Genomic DNA, 21,496 nt, shown 5'->3' with positions numbered 1-21,496 from the left:
AGCCAGGGGTGGATGAGTGGGGTGTCGATGAGTCGGGCGTGAAAGGAAAGAGCCGGGGCGAGGCTCTGCGTTACCTCTGCGCCACTGTGCCTGCGCTGTTCGTCGGCGGGATCTCGATCCTGTCAGCCGTGAACCGCGAGGTCGCCCCCGGCCTCGCCCAGACTGCGCTGGACTTGGCCCTGTTCGGGGTCGGTCTGGGGTTGATGCGATGGCGGCACCGCTTCCCCTGGCAGGTCGCGCTGGCGACCGCACTCCTGACCCTCTACTCGACCACCGCGGCCGGCCCCGCCTACGTCACCTACGTCTCTGTGTGCACGCATCGCCGTTGGCGCCAGATCGTCCCGGTCGCTCTCGCCGCGTGGCTGTGCCCGGCGGCGCAGATCCTGTGGTCGGACGCCGACCGGCTCAGGGTCGCCTCCGTCACGAGCGTCACCATCGTGACCGGCAGCGTGATCGTCGGCGGGCTGACCCTCTTCGGCCTCTACCTGCGCGCGCGGCGCGACCTGGCCGCCTCGCGGCGACAGGCCGCGCTCGAGGCGCAGGCGCACCGCGTCGAGCAGGCCAGACTGACCGAACGGGTCAAGATCGCCCACGAGATGCACGACGTGCTGGCACACCGGATCTCTCTGCTGGCCATGCTCGCGGGCGGCCTGTCGCACCGCACCGACCTCACCGCTGAGCAGACTCGCGAGGCGGCCCAGGCGATTCAGGAGAACGCACACCAGTCGCTCAACGAGCTGCGCGCCGTACTCGGCACGCTGCGGCGCGACGGCGGCGTCGAGGACCCGCAGCCGAACCTGGCCGACCTCGACGCCCTGTTCGACGAAGTACGCGTGGCCGGGCAGCAGGTCGAGGTGGCCGATACTGTCGAGGGGCGCGAGCTGCTGCCGGCGCAGACAGGGCGGCACGCGTACCGGATCGTGCAGGAGGCGCTGACCAACGCGCGCAAGCACGCGCCGGGCACCCGAGCGAGAGCCGAGCTCGGCGGACGGCCTGGCCAAGGGTTACGGATCCGGATGAGCAACCCGGCTCCATACGCCGGATCGTCCGGCCCCGGCCCCGGCCCCGGCGGGCGGCTGGGCCTGGTCGGGCTGGCCGAGCGTGCCCGGATGGCCGGGGGCACCCTGAGCCATGCGGTCCAGGACGGACACTTCGTTCTTGACGTACGACTGCCGTGGGAGGCTTGATCCGTGATCAGAGTGGTGATCGTGGACGACGACCCGATGGTACGCACGGGGCTGCGCCTCATCCTCGGCGGCGAGCCCGACCTGGACCTCGTCGGCGACGCCGGAGACGGCAGGCAGGCCATGACCGTGGTCCGCGATATGCGGCCCGACGTCGTCCTGATGGATATCCGGATGCCGGGCCAGGATGGGCTCATGACCACCGAGCTGCTGCTCGATCGGCCGTCGCCGCCGCGTATTTTGGTGCTGACCACGTTTGACGCCGACGACATGGTGCTGCGCGCGCTGCGGCTCGGCGCGCACGGCTTCCTGCTGAAGGACACGCCGCCGGCGAAGATGATCGAGGCTGTGCGCGCGGTGGCCAGGGGCGAGCCGGTCCTGTCGCCGAGCGTCGCCCACCAGGTGATCGCGGCGGCCACCGGCCGGTACAAGCCGCAGGCCGTCAAGGAGCTGGACCAGCTTACCGAGCGCGAGCGCGAGGTGGCGATCGAGGTGGCCAAGGGCAGCTCGAACCCCGAGATCGCCACGAACCTGTCGGTGAGCGTGGCCACGGTGAAGGCCAACATCACCCGCATCTTCGCCAAACTCGGCACCGACAGCCGCGTGGACGTGGCGAACAGGGTACGCGACGCTGGCCTCCTGTAGTCCGAAATCAGTCGGTGGCTGAGCAGGCAGCAGTGCACCCCGGCGTACGGCAGTGCGTCGAGGTTAGTGATCAGGCCGCCTCGGTCAGCTGATGGGTTCGAGGATGACGCGATAGCTGGTGTCTGAGAACCGCCTTGCCTGCTGTCCGTATCGCCGCAGGTCAGCACCAAATCCGTTGGATCTTTTGATCAGACTACTGGGACCCCGAACAGCGAAGACGTGATCCGCTTCGAACGCCCACCATCCGTTTGTGCTTTCCCTGACCGTCCAGCAGCATTTCCGATGACCGTCTGGCCACCTCCTGATGTCCGCCCATCCACAGATCATCCTGTCCGTCCACACCAATGACCGATCGCGACAAAGAGATCGAGATCCTCGCGCTCTGGCATCAGCTGATGGTCTTACAGCGGCAGGTGGCCAAATCCATATTCACTCCGGAGGACCGATTACTGCTCTCAGGACTGCTCCACCATCTGCCGATGGACAAGCTGCGGCGGTTGGTGCTGCTGGTCCGCCCGGACACCCTCATGCGCTGGCATCGCGACCTGCTCAGGCGCCGGCACGCGGTGGCGAGCGCACCTCGGCGGCCGGGGCGTCCACGCACCGTCCGATCCATCCGGGCTCTGGTGTGGCGGCTCGCACGGGAGAACCCCTCCTGGGGCTACCGGCGTATCCACGGCGAACTGGCCGCACTTGGTATCAAGATCGCCGCCTCCACCGTGTGGGAGATCTTGAAAGAGCAGGGCATCGCTCCGTCCCCACAACGCTCCCACACCGGTTGGGCCGACTTCCTACGCGACCAAGCCGACGCACTCCTGGCATGTGACTTCTTCGAGGTCCGCACCCTGACCGGGGCGCGACTCTACGCCTTCGCCGTCATCGAGCACGCCACCCGCCGCATCCGAATCCTCGGCACCACCGCCCACCCCACCGGCCAATGGGTCACCCAACTCGGCCGCAACCTCCTGATGGACCTGCACGAGGCGGGCACCACCGCTAGGTTCCTCATCCGCGACCGGGACGCCAAGTTCACCGCGGCCTTCGACGCCGTACTGACCGACGCCGCAATACAGGTCGTCACCACAGGTATCCGCATCCCGCGCATGAACTCGATCATGGAGCGCTGGATCCAGACCTGCCGTCGCGAACTGCTGGACCGCACCCTGATCTGGAACCAACCTCATCTACTCCACGCCCTGCGAGAGTTTGAGACGTTCTACAACGAACATCGACCACACCGGACCCTCGGACAGCGCCACTGAGATCAAATTCGCTTGCTGTGCACGCCGACTCGGAGCGAGGTAGTCACGGTCATGGTGACACCCCCCACGGCAAGCCAGCCCTCCACGTGATCCGGAGCAGGCGCGGAAGCGTGGGGAGGCATTGGGGAGACAGATCCGCAAACGATCACCGTCAGCCGTGGACAGCCGGACATAGCAAACCCCCGCTCGACCACAAAACTGCAGGTCAGGCGGAGGCTGCCCCTGGTCACGGCAAGCGCGCCCTGCAGGATTCGAACCTGCGACCGTCGGATTAGAAGTCCGGTGCTCTATCCAGCTGAGCTAAGGGCGCTCCCGCCTTATTGTGCATGATCCGGCGACTTGTCATGCACACGTTTCGCCCGTGTCAGCCAACGAGCCTGATCGTGTCGCGTCCGGGGGACGTCTCGGTGATCTTGGCTTGGGGCGTGCGGGGCCGGATGGCGTCGGTCACCGAGACGGATCTGTGAGCTAAAAGGCCAGGCGGGAGGGGGCGGTTAGGTCTAATCTGTCATGTCATGTTCGCGACGCTCCTGCATGAAATACCTCTGCAGGGCGGGGATGTGACGGACGGGGTGGTGCGTGTCGGTGACACGGTGCGCAGGCCGGCCGGTCAGTCGACGCCCGCCGTGCACGCCCTGCTCCGCCATCTTGAGGCGGCCGGATTCACGGGGGCGCCGCGGGTCGTCGGGATGGATTCGCTGGGCCGGGAGATCCTGACGTTCGTACCGGGGTCTGCCGGGGTGAGCGTGGCGAGTGTCACGGGTGAGGCTCTGGCTGGGGTGGCGGGGCTGTTGCGGGGGTTCCATGACGCCACCGCGGGGTTCCCGCTGGTGGGGCATCAGTGGGCGAGCGGGTCGAACGATGACGCGCCACCTCAGGTGATCGGGCATTGTGATCTGACGCCGGACAACGTGGTTTTTCGCGACGGGGTGCCGCTGGCGATGATCGACTTCGATCTGGCCCGGCCGACGACGCGGCTGTTCGACGTCGTCACCACGCTGAGGCACTGGGCGCCCATCGCCGACCCGGTCGATCGGCATCCGCTGCTGCGCGACGTTCCGGTGGGGGAGCGGCTGCGGTTGTTCTGCGACGAGTACGGGGTTCCGCCCCGGGATCGGCGTCGGCTGCTCGAGCTGGCGAGGCTCCGGTTCCACCGGTCGTACGAGGTCATGCGCGCGAGGGCGGCGACCGGAGGCAACTGGGCGAGAATGTGGGCGGGCGGCGCCGGGGAGCGCATTCGCCGGGCTTCGGCCTGGCTCGACGCCCACGAGGACCGGCTGCACGGTCATCTGGTGTGAGGAGCGGCTGGTTTGCGTAAGCGGGGGTTGACGGTGAAGGGCTGGTCCGAGCGTGCCGCCGGGATCGCGCTCGGGGTGGCGCTGGACGCCGCCGTGGGCGATCCCCGCAGAGGGCATCCGGTCGCGCTGTTCGGGAGCGCCGCGGTCAGGCTGGAGAACCGGCTCTACGGCGACGCGAAGGCGAACGGGGTCGCGCACGTGGCGATCTGCGTGGCGGGTGCGGTGGGCGCCGGCGTCCTGGCCGGACGGGCCCCGGGAGCCGCCGTCCGTACGGCGCTGACAGCGGCCGCGACCTGGGCCGTGCTCGGGGGCACCACGCTGGCCCGGGAGGGCACCCGCATGGCGGAGGCGCTGGAGGCGGGCGATCTGGATGCGGCGCGGAGGCGGCTGCCGCACCTGTGCGGGCGCGACCCTTCGATGCTGGAGGCTCCGGAGCTGGCCAGGGCGACGGTGGAGTCGCTGGCGGAGAACACCTCCGACGCGGTCGTGGCCCCGCTGTTCTGGGGAGTGGTGGCGGGCGTGCCCGGGCTGCTCGCCTATCGGGTGGTGAACACGCTGGACGCCATGGTGGGGCACCGGTCACCGCGCTATCTGCGGTTCGGGTGGGGGGCGGCCCGGCTGGACGATGTGGCCAACTACCTGCCGGCCAGGGTCACCGGGCTGATCACCGTGCTGGCCGGGCCGGACCGGAAGGGGGCGATGGCCGTACTGGTGAGAGACGGGGGGCGTCACCCGAGCCCCAACGCGGGACGGTGTGAGGCGGCGTTCGCGGGCGCGCTGGGCGTGACGCTGGGCGGCACCAACGTGTACGGCGGCAGGACCGAGCAGCGGCCGACCATGGGGGACGGGCCCAAGCCGGAGGTGCGCGACATCCGGCGGGCGGTCCGGCTGACCAGGGCCGTGAGTCTGCTCGCGGCCGGCGCGGCGGTCGCGGCGGCGTGGGCGGTCACCAGGCGTCGTTCCTCCGCGGGGTGACTGGGCGTCGTTCCTCCGCGGGGTGACCGGGCGTTGTTCCTCCATGCGGTGACTGGGCGTCGTCTCTCCGCGGGGTGAGCTGGCGCCTCAGGTCGGCGCGGTAAAGGGGGCGTCGTTCCTTCTGCGGGGCGGCGGTGGTCAGCGGCGTGCGTGCCTTCGCGGTCGGCGGCTCTCGTGGCCGCCGAGATCGCCGCCCAGCCCTCGCCGGCGGAGGTGCTGACCCTTCTGGAGAAGCTGGGCGGCTCATGAGGCTCATCCGGACGACTTTCGGAGCGTGGTAGGGACATGTTCCACTCGACAGCGGTGGTCGAAACGGCGGTGCCGGGCGCCTACCGGGTGACGCCGGACCGGCATCCGGACCTGCGCGGGCACTTCGCCGAGGCGTTCCGGGCGGACGCGCTCAGCGAGGTGATCGGATACCCGTTCGCCGTGAGGCAGGCGAGTTACTCGGTCAGCCGCCGGCACACGCTGCGCGGCATCCACGGGACCACGCTCCCGCCCGGCCAGGCCAAGCTGGTCACGTGCGTGCGCGGCGCGGTCATGGACGTCGTCGTGGACCTGAGGGTGGGCTCCCCGACCTTCGGCGCCTTCGACGTGACCTACCAGGACGAGGAGTCCGGCATCGCCGTCTATCTGGCCGACGGCCTGGGGCACGCGTTCCAGGCGCTGACCGATGACGCCCGCATGAGCTATCTCTGCTCCGAGGCGTACGTGCCCGGCACGATGATCGTCGTCGACGCGCTCGATCCGGACCTGGGCATTCCCTGGAAGCAGGACGGGGCGCCGATCCGGTCGGACAAGGATGCCGCCGCCCCCCGCCTGACGGCGGCGGCATCCCGCGGGCTGCTCCCCACGTGGGAGGAGTGCCTGGCGCACTACGCGGCGCTCAAGGCTCAGTAGCCGTACTGCTCCAGGATGTCGCCGAACTGCTCGCGGAACCTGGCCAGGTTTCGCTCGGTGAACCGCTCCTGCCAGCCGCCGGTGCGGCCCCGGTAGAAGCTCCACGAGGTTCGGGTTGTAGATGCGGTCGGCGACCGCCTCCGCGTCGCGGTCGGAGCCCACGTGGCGCAGAACCCGGTTCACGGCGTCGATCTGCCGCTCACGGGATCCGCCGCCGCGCGGGCCGACCAGGTCCTCGTAGCGCACTGAGGAGTTCTGGGGACCGATCCGCGAGGCGGAGACATGGACGAGCAGTCCCTTGCCCAGCATTTCCGCGGTTTCATGAGCGACTACGTCACCGGCGTCACGGTCGTCACCACCCTGGACGCGCAGAACCGGCCGCACGGGCTGACCTGCACCTCCCTGGTGAGCGTGACGCTCGCCCCGCCCACGCTGCTGGTGTGCCTGGACGTGCGCAGCGGGACGCGGGCCGCGATCGGCGACCGGGGCGTGTTCGCGGTGAACCTGCTGCGCGAGGACGGGCAGCGGGTGGCCGAGCTGTTCGCCGGCCCGGAGCCGGACCGGTTCGGGCGGGTGAGCTGGCGCCCATCGCCGCGCACCGGGCTGCCCTGGCTGGCCGCCGACGCGCACGCCATGGCCGAGTGCCGGGTGACGCAGACGGCGGTGGTCGGCGACCACGCCGTGGTCTTCGGCACGGTGGTCCACGTGGAGCGGGCTCCGGGCCATCCGCTCCTGTACGGCATGCGCGCCTTCTGCGGAGTCCGGGGCGGGGAGGAGGCCGCGCTGGCCCCGGCGGCGCGCCGGGCTCCGGCATGACCGGAGCCGGGCCGATCGCCGGCGGCCGGAAGGATCAGGTTCGCTGGAGATCGGCTCGGTGGACCAGCCGCAGGCCGGTCTCGACGAGGATCCAGCCGAGCCGCCGGCGCACCGCCGCGGTCCGGGCGGGGCGTTCGCGGGTGAGCCGCCAGTGGCGGGCCGCGGCCCGCAGATCGTCGGCGCGGATGCGTTCGAGCTGGAGATGGAGGTCCGGGTGCACGTCGCGCACTCCTCACGTTCATGGGCGGGTGGGGAATCCGTACAGATGCAGGACGATGTTCTCGCGGCCCTCGGTGTCGCCGGCCTGCGCGGCGGCGGTGCTGTAGGCATCCCAGCGCTTGAGTAGCTCGCCGAGCTCGCCCTGGAGCCGGCGCAGCTCCTCGGCGGTGAGCCGGGGCAGATACTGGGAGTTGAAGGCCGCGGTGCGCCACTCCTGCTCCCAGGTCGACTGCTCGTCGAGGAAGCGCTCGTAGAGCTCGTTGTGCTCGTGGAAGGCGACGCGGGTGAAGGACGCGAACGCGGCGGCCCGCTCGGGGGCGTCGCGGAAATCCTGGTCCCGGACGCTGTAGCCGCTCCGGTCGACCTCCCACCAGCGTTCGCGACCGTCGGCGCTGCGCGGCTCGGCCTCCGAGATGACGCCGTGGGCGGCGAGTTTGCGCAGGTGGTAGCTGACCAGCGAGACCGCCTCGTCCACCTGGTCGGCGAGCTGTGAGGCGGTGGCGGCGCCCGCGTGGAACAGCGCCCGGTAGAGCTTCAGGCGCAGCGGATGCGCCAGCGCCTTGAGTGTGTCGAGGTCGGTGATCCGGCGGTGTTCTTCGATGGCCACACTCTCACCGTAGATAGGAAAGTAGATTTGCGCAACTATTCTTTCCTATCTCGGCGGGGGAGCCCTCGGCGACCAGGCGGCCGTCCTCCAGGGCGATGCAGTGGTCGGCCTCCCGGGCCGCGCCCGGGTCGTGGGTGGCGTGCACGACCGTGACGCCGCCCGCCGCCAGCTCCCTGACCACGGTCGCGATGTGGCTCCTGGCCTCGGCGTCCAGACCGGTCGCGGGCTCGTCCAGCAGGAGCAGATCCGACTCCTGCGCCAGCCCCTGGGCGACCAGGGCGCGCTGACGCTGGCCGCCCGACAGCTGGCCCAGGGGGCGTGCGGCCAGTCCGAGGATGTCCATGCGGTCCAGGCAGGCGTCGACGACGGCCCAGTCATGTCTGGTCAGCCGCCGCCACGGGCCGCGGTGCGCCCAGCGGCCCATGGCTACGGCGGCGCGCACGGTGATCGGCAGGCTGTCGGGCGCCTCGCTGCGCTGCACCACGTACGCCGGCCGGCTGGGCCGTTCGACCGTGCCCGAGGTCGCCGGGATCACGCCTGCCAGCACGCCGAGCAGCGTCGACTTGCCGGACCCGTTCGGGCCGACGACGGCCGTCACGCCTGGGCGCGGAATCCTGGCCGTGACCTGCCGCAACACCGTGCGCCCCGGGTATCCCGCCACCAGTTCCACGATCATTTTCGGCTCCTGGTTTGAGAACGATAACGGTTTTCATTGTAAGGTGTCGGTCATGGAATGGTTCGCGGACCCCTTCGAGGTGTCCTTCGTACGGCAGGCGCTGTGGGCGGCGGTTCTCGTGTCCCTCCTCTGCGCCCTGGCCGGCACGTGGGTGGTGATGCGCGGCATGGCCTTCCTGGGTGACGCCATGTCGCACGGGATGCTGCCGGGGGTGGCGCTGGCCGCGTTGCTCGGCGCCAGCCCGGTGCTCGGCGCGCTGGCGGCGGCGGTGGCGATGGCGGCGGGCGTGACCGCGCTCGGCAGGTTGCGCCGGATGTCCCAGGACACGGCGATCGGCCTGCTGTTCGCCGGGATGCTCGCGCTGGGCGTGATCATCGTGTCGCGCTCGGACTCGTTCGCGGTGGACCTCACCGGCTTCCTGTTCGGCGACGTGCTCGCGGTGCGCGACCGCGATCTCGGCCATCTCGCGGCGGCCCTGGCCGTGGCGGCGCTGGTGTCGCTGCTCGGACACCGGATGTTCGTCGCGCTCGCCTTCGACCCGCGCAAGGCGCGCACGCTGGGGATGCGGCCCCGGCTGGCGCACGCGCTGCTGCTCGGGCTGGTCACGCTCGCGATCGTCGCGTCGTTCCACGTGGTGGGCACGCTCCTGGTGTTCGGCCTGCTCATCGCGCCCCCGGCCGCGATGGCGCTGTGGGCGCGGCGGATCCCGGTGATCATGGCGGGGGCGGCGCTGCTCGGCGTGGGCGCGGCGGTGGCGGGGCTGCTCGTGTCCTGGCATCTCGGCACGGCCGCGGGGGCGACGATCGCGGCCGTGGCGGTGGCGCTGTTCTTCGTGTCCGCGCTCGCGTCCCGGCTGCGAGCCCGGTGATGCGGTTCTGGATCGCGGCCGCGGCGCTGGCGCTGTCCGGTTGCGCCGCACCGGAGGCCGCACCGGTGGACGAGCCGCCGCACGGCTACGTGGAGGGCGCCGAGGAGACGGCCGAGCCGCAGCACCGCCTGGTCCTGGCCGACGCCGGCACCGGCGCGGCGCACGTGCTCGACCTGGCCACCGGGCAGGTCACCGGCCTGGGCGGGACCGGGCCCGTCGAGAGCGCCCACGGCGACGGGCGCTTCGCCTACCTCCGGCAAGGCGGCGGCCTGCGGATCGTCGACTCCGGCGGCTGGACCGTCGACCACGGCGACCACCTCCACTACTACCGGGCGACGCCCCGCGACGTGGGCGCGGTCCCCGGCCGCCGGGCGTACGGCGATTCGGCCGTGACGGCGGTGTCCGGCGACGGCGGCACCCTGCTGCTCGACCGGGCGCGACTGGAGCGCGGGGAGATCGCCCGGACGGCGGCGATCCCGTACGACCCGGTCCTGCCGCACGGGGAGCGGCTGCTCGTCCCCGCGAACGGCACCGTCGTCACCAGGACCGGCGCCCCTGCCGGCCGGATCGGCCGGTCCTGCCCGGAGCCCGGCGACGGCGTCGTCACCCGGCGGGGCGCGGTCTTCGGCTGCGCCGACGGCGCCCTCCTGGTCGGCCGGGACGGCGCGGAGAAGATCCCCTACCCGGACGGTGTCCGGCCCGGCGCCTTCCACGGCCGCCCCGGCAGCACGGTGCTGGCGGCGACGGCCGGGGAGCGGGGCGTGCTGGTGCTCGACGTCACCGAGAAGACGGCGGAGCTCTTGGACACCGGCCCCGTCACCGCCGTGAACGCCGCCGGCCCCGGCGCGCCCGTGCTCGCCCTGACCGCCGACGGCGTGCTGCACGCTTGGGACCCGGAGTCGGGCGAGCGCCTGGCCAGGACCTCGCTGCTGCCGGCGGCCGGCTCCTCGGTCATCCAGCTCGACACCGCCCGCGCCTACGTCAACGACCCGGCGGCGAAGGCCGTGCACGAGATCGACTACAACGACGGCCTGCGCCGCGCCCGCACCTTCGACCTGGGCTTCACGCCCACGCACATGGTGGAGACCGGCCGATGAGAATCCTGCTGATCGTCCTGGCGATGCTGCTGGCCGGATGCGCGGGCGGCGGTGAGCGGCGCCCCGAGGTGGTCGTGACCACCGACATCCTCGGCGACGTCACCCGCATGATCGCGGGCGCCGAGGCTGAGGTGACCGTGCTGATGAAGCCCGGCGCCGACCCGCACTCCTTCGGCGTCTCCGCCCAGCAGGCCGCCCGGCTGGAGCGCGCGTCGCTCGTCGTGCACAACGGCCTCGGCCTGGAGGAGGGCGTCCTCCGCCACGTCGAGGCCGCCCGCGACGCCGGGGTGCCGGCGCTGGCCGCGGCTGAGGCCGCCGGCCCGATCCCGTACGCGGGCGGCGACCGGCCGGACCCGCACTTCTGGACCGACCCGCACCGCATGGCCGAAGCCGTCGACGCGATCGCCCGGCAGGTCGAGCGCATCGACGGCGTGGACGCGGCGGCCGTCCGCGCCAACGCCGCCGCCTACCGGCGGCAGGTCGAGCTGCTGGACGCCTGGATGGAGCGGCGCCTGGCGCCGATACCGACCGCCCGGCGCAAGCTCGTCACCAACCACCACGTCTTCGGCTACTTCGCCGAGAGGTACGGCTTCGAGATCGTCGGAGCCGTGATCCCGGGCGGCGCCGCCCTCGCCTCGCCGAGCGCCGCCGACCTCAAGGAGCTCGCCGACGCCGTCCGCGAGCACGAGGTGCCCGCGATCTTCGCCGACTCCTCCCAGCCCGACCGGCTGGTCCGGGTCCTGGCCGCCGAGGCCGGGGTGCGGGTGGAGGTCGTGGCCCTGTTCACCGAGTCGCTGAGCGCGGCGGGCGAGGGCGCCGACACCTACCTGCGGATGATGCGCGCCAACACCGACGCCATGGCCTCCGGCCTCGGCGCGACCCCCTGAAAGGAAATGAGATGAACCGTAAGCTCCCCCTCCTCCTGGCCGCGGCGCTCCTGGCGAGCGCCTGCGCCGCCCAGACGGCCGCCGCCCCCGGCACTGTGAGCACCCCCGCGCCGGTCGACGACCCGCTCGTCGCGACGTACGACGGCGGCCTGTACGTCCTCGACGGCGAGACGCTGGCCGTGGCCGCGGACATCCCGCTGCCGGGCTTCAACCGGGTCAACCCGGCGGGTGACGACCGGCATGTGATGGTGTCGACCTCGACCGGGTTCCGGGTGCTCGACGCGGTCAAGCCCGAGTTGCGGGCCGACGAGTTCAAGGGGGCCAAGCCCGGCCACGTCGTCCGGCACGCGGGCAAGACCGTGCTGTTCTCCGACGGCACCGGGCAGGTGACCGTGTTCGACCCGGCCGGGCTGGCCGGCGGCCTGCCGCGGGGAGAGGTCTACCAGGCGGCCGCGCCGCACCACGGGGTCGCCATCCAGCTGGAGAACGGTGAGCTGGTCGTGACCCTCGGCACCGAGGAGAAGCGCAGCGGCATCATCGTGCTGGACCGGGGCCGTAAGGAGATCGCCCGTAGTGAGAGCTGCCCCGGCGTGCACGGGGAGGCCACGGCCCGCGACGAGGCCGTGGTGATCGGATGCGAGGGCGGCGTCCTGATCTACAAGGACGGGAAGATCACCAAGGTGGCGAGCCCCGACGAGTACGGGCGCGTCGGCAACCAGGCGGGGTCCGATGGGTCGCCCGTCGTCCTGGGCGACTACAAGAAGGACCGGGACGCCGAGCTGGAGCGGCCCGAGCAGGTGTCGCTCATCGACACCGAGTCCGGGCGGATGCGGCTGGTGGACATCGGGACGAGCTACACCTTCCGCTCGCTGGCGCGGGGGCCGCACGGGGAGGCGCTCGTGCTGGGCACGGACGGGGCCATCCACGTGCTCGACCCGGAGAAGGCGAAGGTCGTCAGGACCGTCCCGGTGCTCGGCGAGTGGCGGGAGCCGCTCGACTGGCAGCAGCCCCGGCCGGCCCTCTTCGTGCGCGGGCACGTGGCCTATGTGACCGATCCGGCGGGCAGGCGGGTGCACGCGGTGGACGTCGAGTCGGGGAAGCGGCTGCGGACGGCGCCCCTGCCCGGGGTGCCCAACGAGATCAGCGGCGTCGGGCACTGACCCGGTCCCCGGACGACGACGGGCGCCCCGCACCGGGATGGTGCGGGGCGCCCGGCCGGGTGGGTTACGAGTTTCTGGCCGCGTCGAGCACCTTCCCGGCGTCGCGCTCGAAGGAGCCCCGGGCGCCGAGGGTGAGCAGGCCGCCGACGACCATGGGGATGATCAGGATGTACATGCCGCCCAGGAGCGAGCCCGTCCGGTCCGAGGCGATGCCGACGACCAGCGAGCCGAAGGCGCCGCAGCCCGTGATGAGGAGCTGGAGGACGGCGAAGCCGAGGCCGCGGACGCCGGCCGGCACCACGTCCGCCAGGCACGCGGTCATGTTCGGGATCGCGATCGACATGGACGTGCTGGCGAGGAGGATGAGGGCGGCCATCGGATACAGCGACCCCATCGACAGGGCGACGCCCAGGATCAGCGAGCCCAGCGTGATGCCGCCGCCACCGGCGAGGAGACGGCCGCCCTTGCGGGTGCCGTGCCACTTGCGGCCCAGCCAGGAGCCGATCAGGGTGCCGGCCACCGGGCCGATGATGGTGATCAGCCCGGACAGGGAGCCGGCGGCGCCGGTCCCGACGCCGTAGTTGCGGACCATGAGCGACGGGAGCCAGTAGAAGACCCCGGCCAGGCCCAGGGTGAGCAGGCCGAGCCCGACGCAGACGAAGACCAGCGACGGGATGGAGAGCACCTGGCGCAGCTGGGCGCCGAACGACACCTTCGCGGCGCCGGGCGCCTCGGTGGTCGGGACGGTGTCCGGGGCGGGAGCGGGCACCGGCTCGGCTGCGACGGTGTCGGTAGTGGTGGCGGACTGGGCCACGATCCTGTCCAGCTCGCCCCGGCCGGGTTCCTTGAGGAGCCAGACGAGCAGGGCGGTGAGGACGCCCGGCACCACCATGATGAAGAAGGCGTTGCGCCATCCGTACGCCTCGCCGAGCACGCCGCCCAGCAGTGTGCCGACACCGCCCAGGTACGTCGTGACACGGGTCAGGCCGTACGCCTTGGCCCGGGTGACCGGCGGGTAGTAGTCGGCGAGCAGGCTGCCGGCGGCGGGGTTGTCGATGTTCTCGGCGGCGGCGAGCAGCACCCGCATCAGGTAGAACATCGCGAAGCCGGTCGCCAGGCCGGTGCCGAGCGTGGCGATGGCCCAGATGAAGACCACCACTGCGATGATCTTCGTACGGCTGCGGCGGTCGGCCAGATATCCGGCCGGGATCGCCACGATGGCGCCGGCCAGGGCGGCGGCCGTGGGGATCGAGCCGGCGACGGTGTCGCTGAATCCCCATTCCTTCTGTACGAGCGGGAGCACGCCCGATAGCAGGTTGGCTTCCATGCGGTCGACGAGGCCGACGACGAAGAGCACCACCAGTGGTGCCCAGCCGAACGGCGCCCGGGTTGCCGCGTCGATCCTGCCGGTCCGAGGCGAACCCATCGTTCCGAGCATGCCCCACCTTTCAAGTAGCGAAATCTAGAATCGCGTTCTAGGCGATCGTTCTAGTAAGAGTGGCAGAAGTCACAGGATTCGTAAATGGGTGATTTCATCCGGATTACCTGACCCCGCTACGGTGGGCACCGTGAAGGGGGCACTGCTCGTCGCGGGCACCACATCAGACGCGGGCAAGAGCGTGGTCACCGCCGGGATCTGCCGCTGGCTGGCCAGGCGGGGCGTCCGGGTGGCGCCGTTCAAGGCGCAGAACATGTCGCTGAACTCGTACGTGACCGCCGACGGCGCCGAGATCGGCCGTGCCCAGGCCATGCAGGCGCAGGCCGCCGGCCTGGAGCCCGTCGCCGACATGAACCCGATCCTGCTCAAGCCCGGCAGCGACCGCCGCAGCCAGGTCGTGCTGATGGGCCGCCCGATCGCCGACGTCGACGCGATGGCGTACGGCGCGCTGAAGGACATGCTGCGCGAGGCGGCGCTCGGAGCGCTGCAGCGGCTGAGAAGCCGCTACGACGTGGTCGTCTGCGAGGGCGCGGGCAGCCCCGCCGAGATCAACCTGCGCCCCGGCGACATCGCCAACATGGGCCTGGCCCGGGCCGCGAACCTGCCGGTGATCGTGGTCGGCGACATCGACAGGGGCGGGGTGTTCGCGGCCTTCTACGGCACGGTCGGCCTGCTGGACGCCGACGATCAGGCGCTCGTCTCCGGGTTCGTGGTCAACAAGTTCCGCGGCGCCAAAGAGCTGCTCGAACCCGGCCTCGACCAGCTCAGGGAGCTGACGGGCCGGCCGGTGTACGGCGTCCTGCCGTGGCTCGACGGCCTCTGGCTGGACGTCGAGGACTCCCTCGCCCTGGACGGCAGGGCCGTCCCCACGCGCAGGCCGTACGGCAGGCAGACGCTGCGGGTGGCCGCGGTGCGGCTGCCGCGCATCTCCAACTTCACCGACCTGGACGCGCTGGCGGCCGAACCCGGAGTCGTGGTGCGGTTCGTGACGGACCCGGCCGAGTTGGACGATGCCGACCTCGTCGTGCTGCCCGGCTCCCGGGCCACCGTGGACGACCTGGCCTGGCTGCGCGGCAACGGGCTGGCGGCGGCGCTGAGCTCACGGACCGGGCCGGTCCTGGGCATCTGCGGCGGCTTCCAGATGCTCGGCCGCGAGATCGTCGACGAGGTGGAGTCGGGCGCGGGCCGGGTGGACGGGCTCGGCCTGCTGCCGGCCCGGGTCGAGTTCGGCGCCGAGAAGATCCTCGCCCGGCCCACCGGCCACGCCTACGGGCATCCGGTGCGCGCCTACGAGATCCACCACGGCCGGGTGCGCGTCGAGGGCGGCGAGCCGTTCCTGGACGGATGCCGTTGGGCGAACGTCTGGGGCACCACCTGGCACGGCGCGCTGGAGAACGACGACTTCCGCCGCGCCTTCCTGGCGGACGTGGCGCGGGAGGCCGGCCGCGACTTCGTGCCCGATCCCAGCGGCGACTTCGCCCGGCTGCGCGAGGAGCGCCTCGACGCCCTCGGCGACCTGGTCGAACAGCACCTCGACACCGCGGCGCTGCTCGACCTCATCCAACACGGCCCGCCCGAGGTGCCGCTTCTGCCGCCCGGTGCTCCGCGATCCACCCGTCGATGACCTCCCACTGGTCGTACAGCCAGCGGGTCAGCTCCTCGCGCCCGCGCGGCACCTGATCGGCCGGAACCCGCCACCACTGCGCGGTGATGTGCGCGCTGAACGGGAGCTTGCGCCACACATCGCCCACCGTCACCAGGTCGTCCAGGCCCGTGTGCGCCACGAACACCACGTCGGCCGACGGGCAGGCCTCGATCGCCGCGATGGAGCCGCCCGGCCGGGGCGGCAACAGGTGGTCCATGCCGCGGGCCCGGGACGCCTCCTCCGTCAGCCCCTTCTCCTCCAGCCGCCGGATCGCCAGCCTGCGGCGGCGCGGCGTGAAGTTGCCGCCCTCAGGGAAGATCACCAGGGCGTCGCGCTCCTCCATGGTGGACGCCAGGCGCCTGATCTCCTCGATGATCCCGCTCTGTCCCGTCCTGCGGGGCACGAAGGCGTTCGGCAGCCGGTTGATCACCACGTCCAGCGACGGGTCGAGCTGCAGCGCCGCCTTCATCACGATCCTGGGCCGCCTGCCGTACAGCGCCATCAGATGATAGATCAGCAGGAACGAGTCGCCGGGACCGGCGTGCCGGGAGAGCACCAGCACCGGGCAGGCCAGCCGCGCCGCGAGCTCCTCCTCGGTGGGCGGTGGCTCGCGGATGTCCACGGTCAACCGGAAGATCCGCACGGCCGCGCCGTACACCTTGCCGAGGAACCACTCGATCAGGCCGTAGTGCCGCTCCTGGTGCCTGGCGCGGCCGAAGGCACCCGCCACCCACAGGCCGAGGCAGGCGCCGAGCACCGCGGACTCGAGCGTCAGCCACGACACCGCGAACCAGACGAACCGCAGCCCCCTGCGCTGCGGCGGCGGCAGGCGCAGCGACGCGGCGGCCGTCACGACCAGCCACAACGGCAGGGTGATGATCATGAACACGGCCGCCACGATCACCAGCGGAGCGAGGATGAGGCGGCGCAGGATGCGTGGGGGCAGCACGTCGGCCTCCCTGGGGTCAGGGCTTCAATCCTCCTCCTGTCCGCAGATAACGGGAAGAAGCCTCATAAGCCCGCTCGATGTAGCGCGAGATCTGCGAGGAATCGCGGTAACGCAGCGGCGAGACCGGCCCGGCCGACCCCGCGGGCAGCACGTGCACCTCGACGTCCGACGGCAGCGTGGCCATCTCCTCGGTGAACCGGTGCCTGCGCGCGATCTCGAAAGCCACCATGCCCACCTCCCACGGCCGCCTCGGCGGCGCGAGAGGCTGCTCGATCCTGCCCACGTGCAGCACGAACACCCGCCTCGCCCCGAGCTGTACGGCGCGGCCGACGGGGATGCTGTGCACCAGGCCGCCGTCGAAGAAGTGCTCGCCGTCGATGACCACCGGCGGCAGCAGGCCCGGCACCGCGCACGAGGCCAGCACCGCGTCCACCAGCGGCCCCTCGGTGAACCAGCGCGCCCCCGCCCGCTCGACCGACGCCGCCACACACTGGAACGGCACCGTGAGGTCCTCGATCCGCGAGACCGGCACCAGCTCCTCCAGCACCGAGCGCAGCGGCGTGACCGGATGCAGGTGCGTGCCCGTCCTGGCGAGCGTCGACAGCCGTGCCATCCACGAGCCGGAGAAGGCCGAACGCACCACGTCCGAGCGCCACAGCGAGCCCAGCCTGCGCACCGCGTCGCCGGGGGAGGCGGCGAGCACCACTCCGTTGAGCGCCCCGATGGAGGTGCCCACCACCAGGTCGGCCTCGATGCCGGCCTCGCCGAGCGCCTGCAGCATGCCGACCTCGTGCGCGCCGAGCAGGCCGCCGCCACCGAGCACGAACGCCGTCTCCACCAGGCTCACCCTGCCAGCTTTTCTACGTCGGGTGGACCACATCCGTGGCCGCGGCGGCCAGGGAGAGCACCGGGAAGATCGCCCGTGACGGCACCCGGTAGACGCCCCGCTCCGGCTGCTCCACCAGCCCGGCCGAGGTCAGCGTCTTGAGGTGGTGGTAGAGCTGCCCCTGCGAGGCCAGGCCGAGCTCGGCCAGCAGCTCGGCGATGGGCCGGGGACCCGCCACGAGCAGTTGCAGGATCCGCAGCCTGGCCGGATGCCCAGCCGCCGCCAGCACGGCGGCCAGCGGCCCGGGCGGCTGCTCGACCAGCCAGCCCGGAGGGCGGACCACCGACCACTGCCACTGGTAGCCGCCCAGCCTGGCCTCCCCGCCATAGGCGAAGCGCCCGGTGTCGTCGGCGACCTCGGCCTGCGCCGGCGTGCCCTCCAGAGTGGCGACGCGGGCCTCCAGCTCGCGCAGGCGTTCCTCGATGTTGCTCACACGAGCACCGTACCCAGAACCCCGGAATTCCGGAGTAACGGGTTTGCCGGAGTCCGGAAGGGAAACGGCCCCGTGACTGCCGGACCTGCCCGCTGACGCCGCGCCCGCCAGGCGGGACCATGCGGCCATGACAGCAGTGGTGCAGGCCGAAGGGCTGACCAAGTACTACGGCAAGCGCCGGGGGCTGGAGGATCTCACCCTGGAGATCCAGCCAGGCGAGATCTTCGGCTACCTGGGACCCAACGGTTCGGGCAAGACCACCACGATCCGCCTCCTCCTCGACGTGATCAGGCCCACGCGGGGGCACGTGCGCGTCCTCGGCGCCGGCTCGCGGGAGGCCGCGGTGCGCGGCAGGATCGGCTACCTGCCGGGCGAGCTCGCCCTCGAAGGCAGGGAACGGGCCCGGGACTACCTGGACTTCCTCGGCAGGGTGCGCGGCGGTGTGCCACCAGCCCGCGTGGACGCGCTGGCCGAGCGGCTCAACGCCGACCTGTCCGTGCCGATGCGCAAGCTCTCCAAGGGCAACAAGCAGAAGATCGGGCTGATCCAGGCGTTCATGCACGAGCCGGAGCTCCTCATCCTCGACGAGCCCACCGGCGGCCTCGACCCGCTGGTCCAGCAGGAGTTCCTGGCCATGGTGCGGGAAGTGCGCGCCGCCGGCCGCACCGTGCTCATGTCCTCGCACGTGCTGGCCGAGGTGGAGCACGTCTCCGACCGGGTCGGCATCGTACGGGCCGGCCGCCTGATCGCCGTCGAGCACGTGGCCGCGCTACGGGAGAAGGCGATGCGCCGGGTGGAGCTCCACTTCGACGCCCCCGTGCCGCCCGAGGCCTTCCAAGGCCTGCCCGGCGTGCGGGACCTGCGCGTCGAGGGCGCCGCCCTGCGATGCACGATCGACGGCAGGCCCGACGCGCTGATCAAGGCGGCGGCCCGCTTCACCGTGGTGCACCTGGTCAGCGCCGAGCCCGACCTCGAGGAGATCTTCCTCACCTACTACAGCGACGAGGAGCGGCACGATGATCGCCAAGAGCCTGCGTGACTTCCGGCGGGCCCTCATCGGGTGGACGATCGGCATCAGCGCCTTCATGACGCTGTACCTCGGCGTCTACGGCAGCATCAAGCAGAATCCCGACGTCTACGGCCAGCAGGCGCTGGCCAAGTTCCCCGGCGCGCTCAAAGATCTCATGGGCGGGCTGCAGGACTTCACCAGCGGGCCCGGTTACCTGCAGTCGGTCGTCTACCAGCTCTTCGTCCCGATGCTGTTCATCGTGTGCGCGATGCTCGTCGCCAACCGGGCCATCGCCCAGCCCGAAGAGGCCGGCACGCTGGAGCTCGTCGTCACCCTGCCCATCGACCGCAAGCGGTTCGTCCTGGACCGCTTCGCCGCCCTCGCCCTCGGCCTGCTCGCGACGGCCGGCGTGACGCTGATCGTCACCTGGGTCGTGGCCGAAGCCGTCGGCATGGGCGTCGGCTTCGACCGGATCCTGGCCGCCCACACCGGGGTGTTCCTGCTCGCGCTCTTCTTCGGCACCCTCACGCTGGCCGTCGGCGCGGCGACCGGGCGCAGAGCCGCCGCCATGGCGGTCGTCGGCGTGTGGGCGGTGCTCGGCTACGTCGTCGTCACCGTCGGCAGGAGCGTGGAGGCCATCGCCTGGCTCAAGTGGATCTCCCCGTTCCACTACTACGCCGAGGGCCAGCCCCTCTACCAGGGGCTTCCGGTCGGGGACTACCTTGTGCTGGCGGGCGCGACCGCCGTGCTCGCCCTCACCGCGGTCCTCGCCTTCGACAGACGCGACGTAGGAGTCTGACCGTGCCCGCCTCTACGTCCGCCGAGGAGTCCGACCGTGCTCGCCTTCCACGTCCGCTGACCAGTCCGACCGTGCTCGCCTTCCACGTCCGCTGAGGAGTCCGACCGTGCTTCCCGAGACGCCCGCTGAGCTGCTCGGCGGGCATCTCAGCACGCTGCGGCAGGCCGCCCGCACCGGCCGCCTGCCCGAGCGGGCCGAGGTCGACGCCTACCGGGCCGCCGGCACCCGCGCCGCCGAACTCGGCCTCCCGCTGCGAGCGCTCGTCGACGCCGCCCTCGCCGCCGCCGACGGACTGGCCGGCCCCGCCGTGCTCCCCGCACTGCGCAAGGCGGTCTCCGCCCTCATGGAGGGCTACGACCAGGCCCAGCTCGCGGCGATCCGGGGGGCGGACGCCGAGCGCAGGCAGTTCGTCGACGACCTGCTCCAGGGCCGGGCCGAACGCCTGGCCGAACGCGCCGAGCACTTCGGCCTCCGGCTGGCCGAGTCCTACATCGTCGCCGTCGCACGCGGCCTCAAGGACGTCGACCACGACCGCATCGAACGCGACCTGATCGCCAGGTTCGGCTCACACAACATCCTCCTCGCCGTCCGCGAGGGCCTGCTCGTCTGCGTGGTCCCGGCCACGCTCCCCGCCGCCGTGGGGGAGTTCACCCACCATGTACGGTCCCGCTTCCCGCCAGGCTGGCGCGTCGGCGTCGGCCGGCCCCAGCGCGGCCCGGGCGGCGTGGTCGCCTCCTACCGGGAAGCGGCCGGCGCCCTGGACCTGGCCGACCGGCTCGGCCTCAGGCACGACGTGGTCAAGGCCGCCGACCTGCTGGTCTTCCCCGTGCTGCTGCGCGACAGAAGCGCCATGGAAGACCTGGTGGCCAGCGTGCTGAGCCCTCTGCTGGAGGCGCGTGGCGGCCACGAGCCCTTACTCGAAACCCTGGAAGCCGTCTTCGCCGCCCAGGGCAACCAGACGGCCGCCGCCCGCGCGCTCGGCATCAGCACCCGCGCCGTCACCTACCGTCTGCAGCGCATCCGCCGCCTGACGGGCTTCTCCCCGGACGAGCCCACCCAGCGCTTCACCCTGGAAACCGCCGTCCTCGGCGCCCGCCTGCTGGACTGGCCCTGGGAGTGAGCGTCAATCGACGGCCAGGCGCACGCCGAACCCCACGATCACGACCCCGGTGACCCGGTCGAGGAGCCGGCGGACGAACGGCGTGCGCAGCGCCTTGCTCATCAGCGCCGCGAACCCGATCAGAGCGGCGCTCCACAGCAGGCCCTCGCTCACATGCACGCCCGCCAGCAGCAGGCCCATCACGGCATGCGGCGCGTCCTGCGGGATGAACTGCGGCAGCATCGCCACGTAGAACGCCCCCACCTTGGGGTTGAGCAGATTGGTGACCAGCCCGCGCCGGAACCCGGTGCGGAACCGGACCTCCTGCTCACCCGGCTCCTCACCGTGAGCGTCCCCGCGGACCAGCAGCATGCGCAACCCCATCCACACCAGGTACGCGGCGCCGGCCCAGCGCAGGACGTCGTAGGCGAGCTGTGAGGCCGCCAGCAACGTGGACAGCCCCACGGCCGTCAGCAGCCCCCAGGCGAGCGTCCCGAGCTGGATGCCCAGCACCACACCCCACGCGGGCCGCCTCCCGGCCACCAGCGACGTCCGCAGGATCAGAGCCGTGTCCAGACCGGGAGTGATGGTGAGCAGGGCGACCACTATGGCGAAAGACCCGATGGATGCCGCTATGTCCATGC

At 71.7% G+C, this 21,496-nt stretch carries 23 protein-coding genes and 1 tRNA gene; 15 read left to right on the top strand and 9 right to left on the bottom strand.

Going from position 1 to position 21,496, the window contains the following annotated elements; all coding sequences use genetic code 11:
* Positions 1-38: 38 nt before the first annotated feature.
* The 3 genes from V5E28_RS26535 to V5E28_RS26525 all read left to right on the top strand — a co-directional run bounded on the left by V5E28_RS26535 (position 39) and on the right by V5E28_RS26525 (position 3,091).
* Positions 39-1,187, top strand: a complete 1,149-nt coding sequence (locus tag V5E28_RS26535; RefSeq protein WP_336210190.1) for a sensor histidine kinase — start codon at positions 39-41, stop codon at positions 1,185-1,187.
* Between the two features lie 3 nt (positions 1,188-1,190).
* Positions 1,191-1,829 (top strand): response regulator transcription factor, encoded by a 639-nt coding sequence (locus V5E28_RS26530; protein ID WP_336210189.1) that lies wholly within the window; start codon positions 1,191-1,193, stop codon positions 1,827-1,829.
* 479 nt (positions 1,830-2,308) lie between these two features.
* The gene (locus V5E28_RS26525; RefSeq protein WP_336210186.1) at positions 2,309-3,091 is read left to right on the top strand and encodes an integrase core domain-containing protein; all 783 of its coding nucleotides are present in this window, start codon (positions 2,309-2,311) and stop codon (positions 3,089-3,091) included.
* Positions 3,092-3,327: 236 nt separating this feature from the next.
* Here the strand turns inward: V5E28_RS26525 and V5E28_RS26520 are convergent.
* Positions 3,328-3,401, bottom strand: a tRNA-Arg gene (locus V5E28_RS26520).
* Between the two features lie 205 nt (positions 3,402-3,606).
* Between V5E28_RS26520 and V5E28_RS26515 the strand changes: the two genes are divergently transcribed.
* From V5E28_RS26515 to V5E28_RS26500, 4 genes are all read left to right on the top strand, one after another.
* On the top strand, positions 3,607-4,389 hold the full coding sequence (locus V5E28_RS26515; protein ID WP_336210183.1) for an aminoglycoside phosphotransferase family protein: 783 nt from the start codon (positions 3,607-3,609) through the stop codon (positions 4,387-4,389).
* A 12-nt stretch (positions 4,390-4,401) separates the two neighbouring features.
* The gene (locus V5E28_RS26510) at positions 4,402-5,364 is read left to right on the top strand and encodes a cobalamin biosynthesis protein (protein WP_336210180.1); all 963 of its coding nucleotides are present in this window, start codon (positions 4,402-4,404) and stop codon (positions 5,362-5,364) included.
* A gap of 285 nt (positions 5,365-5,649) precedes the next feature.
* On the top strand, positions 5,650-6,264 hold the full coding sequence (locus V5E28_RS26505; RefSeq protein ID WP_336210177.1) for a dTDP-4-dehydrorhamnose 3,5-epimerase family protein: 615 nt from the start codon (positions 5,650-5,652) through the stop codon (positions 6,262-6,264).
* 282 nt (positions 6,265-6,546) lie between these two features.
* The gene (locus V5E28_RS26500) at positions 6,547-7,080 is read left to right on the top strand and encodes a flavin reductase family protein (RefSeq protein WP_336210176.1); all 534 of its coding nucleotides are present in this window, start codon (positions 6,547-6,549) and stop codon (positions 7,078-7,080) included.
* Between the two features lie 34 nt (positions 7,081-7,114).
* Here the strand turns inward: V5E28_RS26500 and V5E28_RS26495 are convergent, their stop codons facing one another.
* The 3 genes from V5E28_RS26495 to aztA are packed head-to-tail and all read right to left on the bottom strand — an operon-like array spanning position 7,115 to position 8,582.
* Positions 7,115-7,300: a hypothetical protein gene (locus tag V5E28_RS26495; RefSeq protein ID WP_336210173.1), complete on the bottom strand. Its 186-nt coding sequence runs from the start codon at positions 7,298-7,300 to the stop codon at positions 7,115-7,117.
* Between the two features lie 18 nt (positions 7,301-7,318).
* The gene (locus tag V5E28_RS26490; RefSeq protein WP_336210171.1) at positions 7,319-7,906 is read right to left on the bottom strand and encodes an ArsR/SmtB family transcription factor; all 588 of its coding nucleotides are present in this window, start codon (positions 7,904-7,906) and stop codon (positions 7,319-7,321) included.
* Between the two features lie 4 nt (positions 7,907-7,910).
* Complete coding sequence (aztA, locus tag V5E28_RS26485; RefSeq protein ID WP_336210169.1) at positions 7,911-8,582, bottom strand: zinc ABC transporter ATP-binding protein AztA; 672 nt, start codon at positions 8,580-8,582, stop codon at positions 7,911-7,913.
* Between the two features lie 52 nt (positions 8,583-8,634).
* On the opposite strand from aztA, the gene aztB reads away from it, so the two are divergent.
* Genes aztB through aztD form a run of 4 tightly spaced genes read left to right on the top strand, consistent with a single transcriptional unit; the run spans position 8,635 to position 12,594 of the window.
* Complete coding sequence (gene aztB, locus V5E28_RS26480) at positions 8,635-9,450, top strand: zinc ABC transporter permease AztB (protein WP_336210168.1); 816 nt, start codon at positions 8,635-8,637, stop codon at positions 9,448-9,450.
* Positions 9,450-10,547, top strand: coding sequence for a hypothetical protein (locus tag V5E28_RS26475; RefSeq protein WP_336210166.1), 1,098 nt, complete (start codon positions 9,450-9,452; stop codon positions 10,545-10,547). Before aztB ends, V5E28_RS26475 begins: the two co-directional genes overlap by 1 nt.
* Positions 10,544-11,434: a zinc ABC transporter substrate-binding protein AztC gene (gene aztC, locus V5E28_RS26470; RefSeq protein ID WP_442945869.1), complete on the top strand. Its 891-nt coding sequence runs from the start codon at positions 10,544-10,546 to the stop codon at positions 11,432-11,434. Before V5E28_RS26475 ends, aztC begins: the two co-directional genes overlap by 4 nt.
* 11 nt (positions 11,435-11,445) lie before the next feature.
* Complete coding sequence (aztD, locus tag V5E28_RS26465) at positions 11,446-12,594, top strand: zinc metallochaperone AztD (protein ID WP_336210163.1); 1,149 nt, start codon at positions 11,446-11,448, stop codon at positions 12,592-12,594.
* A gap of 64 nt (positions 12,595-12,658) precedes the next feature.
* Here aztD and V5E28_RS26460 read toward each other — a convergent pair whose 3' ends face one another.
* Positions 12,659-14,020 carry an MFS transporter gene (locus V5E28_RS26460; protein ID WP_336210162.1) on the bottom strand — a complete coding sequence of 454 codons (1,362 nt, stop codon included), beginning with the start codon at positions 14,018-14,020 and terminating at the stop codon, positions 12,659-12,661.
* 142 nt (positions 14,021-14,162) lie between these two features.
* Here V5E28_RS26460 and V5E28_RS26455 point away from each other — a divergent pair, with 142 nt between their 5' ends.
* Positions 14,163-15,656: a cobyric acid synthase gene (locus V5E28_RS26455; protein WP_336210160.1), complete on the top strand. Its 1,494-nt coding sequence runs from the start codon at positions 14,163-14,165 to the stop codon at positions 15,654-15,656.
* Here V5E28_RS26455 and V5E28_RS26450 read toward each other — a convergent pair.
* From V5E28_RS26450 to V5E28_RS26440, 3 genes are read right to left on the bottom strand one after another with little or no spacing between them, the layout of a single operon-like run.
* A complete protein-coding gene (locus V5E28_RS26450; protein WP_336210157.1) occupies positions 15,589-16,626 on the bottom strand; it encodes a 1-acyl-sn-glycerol-3-phosphate acyltransferase in 1,038 nt (345 codons plus the stop codon). The genes V5E28_RS26455 and V5E28_RS26450 overlap by 68 nt on opposite strands.
* Before the next feature lie 16 nt (positions 16,627-16,642).
* Positions 16,643-17,473: a patatin-like phospholipase family protein gene (locus V5E28_RS26445; RefSeq protein ID WP_336210154.1), complete on the bottom strand. Its 831-nt coding sequence runs from the start codon at positions 17,471-17,473 to the stop codon at positions 16,643-16,645.
* Positions 17,474-17,486: 13 nt separating this feature from the next.
* Positions 17,487-17,945 (bottom strand): ArsR/SmtB family transcription factor, encoded by a 459-nt coding sequence (locus tag V5E28_RS26440; RefSeq protein ID WP_336210152.1) that lies wholly within the window; start codon positions 17,943-17,945, stop codon positions 17,487-17,489.
* A 127-nt stretch (positions 17,946-18,072) separates the two neighbouring features.
* On the opposite strand from V5E28_RS26440, the gene V5E28_RS26435 reads away from it, so the two are divergent.
* The 3 genes from V5E28_RS26435 (at position 18,073) to V5E28_RS26425 (ending at position 20,873) form a co-directional block, all read left to right on the top strand.
* Positions 18,073-18,984, top strand: coding sequence for an ABC transporter ATP-binding protein (locus V5E28_RS26435; RefSeq protein ID WP_336210149.1), 912 nt, complete (start codon positions 18,073-18,075; stop codon positions 18,982-18,984).
* The gene (locus V5E28_RS26430) at positions 18,962-19,753 is read left to right on the top strand and encodes an ABC transporter permease subunit (RefSeq protein WP_336210148.1); all 792 of its coding nucleotides are present in this window, start codon (positions 18,962-18,964) and stop codon (positions 19,751-19,753) included. Before V5E28_RS26435 ends, V5E28_RS26430 begins: the two co-directional genes overlap by 23 nt.
* A gap of 106 nt (positions 19,754-19,859) precedes the next feature.
* Positions 19,860-20,873 (top strand): PucR family transcriptional regulator, encoded by a 1,014-nt coding sequence (locus tag V5E28_RS26425; RefSeq protein ID WP_336210145.1) that lies wholly within the window; start codon positions 19,860-19,862, stop codon positions 20,871-20,873.
* Between the two features lie 3 nt (positions 20,874-20,876).
* On the opposite strand, the gene V5E28_RS26420 is transcribed toward V5E28_RS26425, so the two are convergent.
* The gene (locus V5E28_RS26420) at positions 20,877-21,494 is read right to left on the bottom strand and encodes a LysE family translocator (protein ID WP_336210143.1); all 618 of its coding nucleotides are present in this window, start codon (positions 21,492-21,494) and stop codon (positions 20,877-20,879) included.
* Positions 21,495-21,496: the final 2 nt, after the last annotated feature.

Source organism: Nonomuraea sp. LPB2021202275-12-8 (assembly GCF_037044575.1).
Taxonomy (GTDB): Bacteria; Actinomycetota; Actinomycetes; order Streptosporangiales; family Streptosporangiaceae; genus Nonomuraea.
The sequence above is the reverse complement of the archived record's forward strand: the minus strand, read 5'-3'. Positions and strand labels throughout refer to the sequence as shown.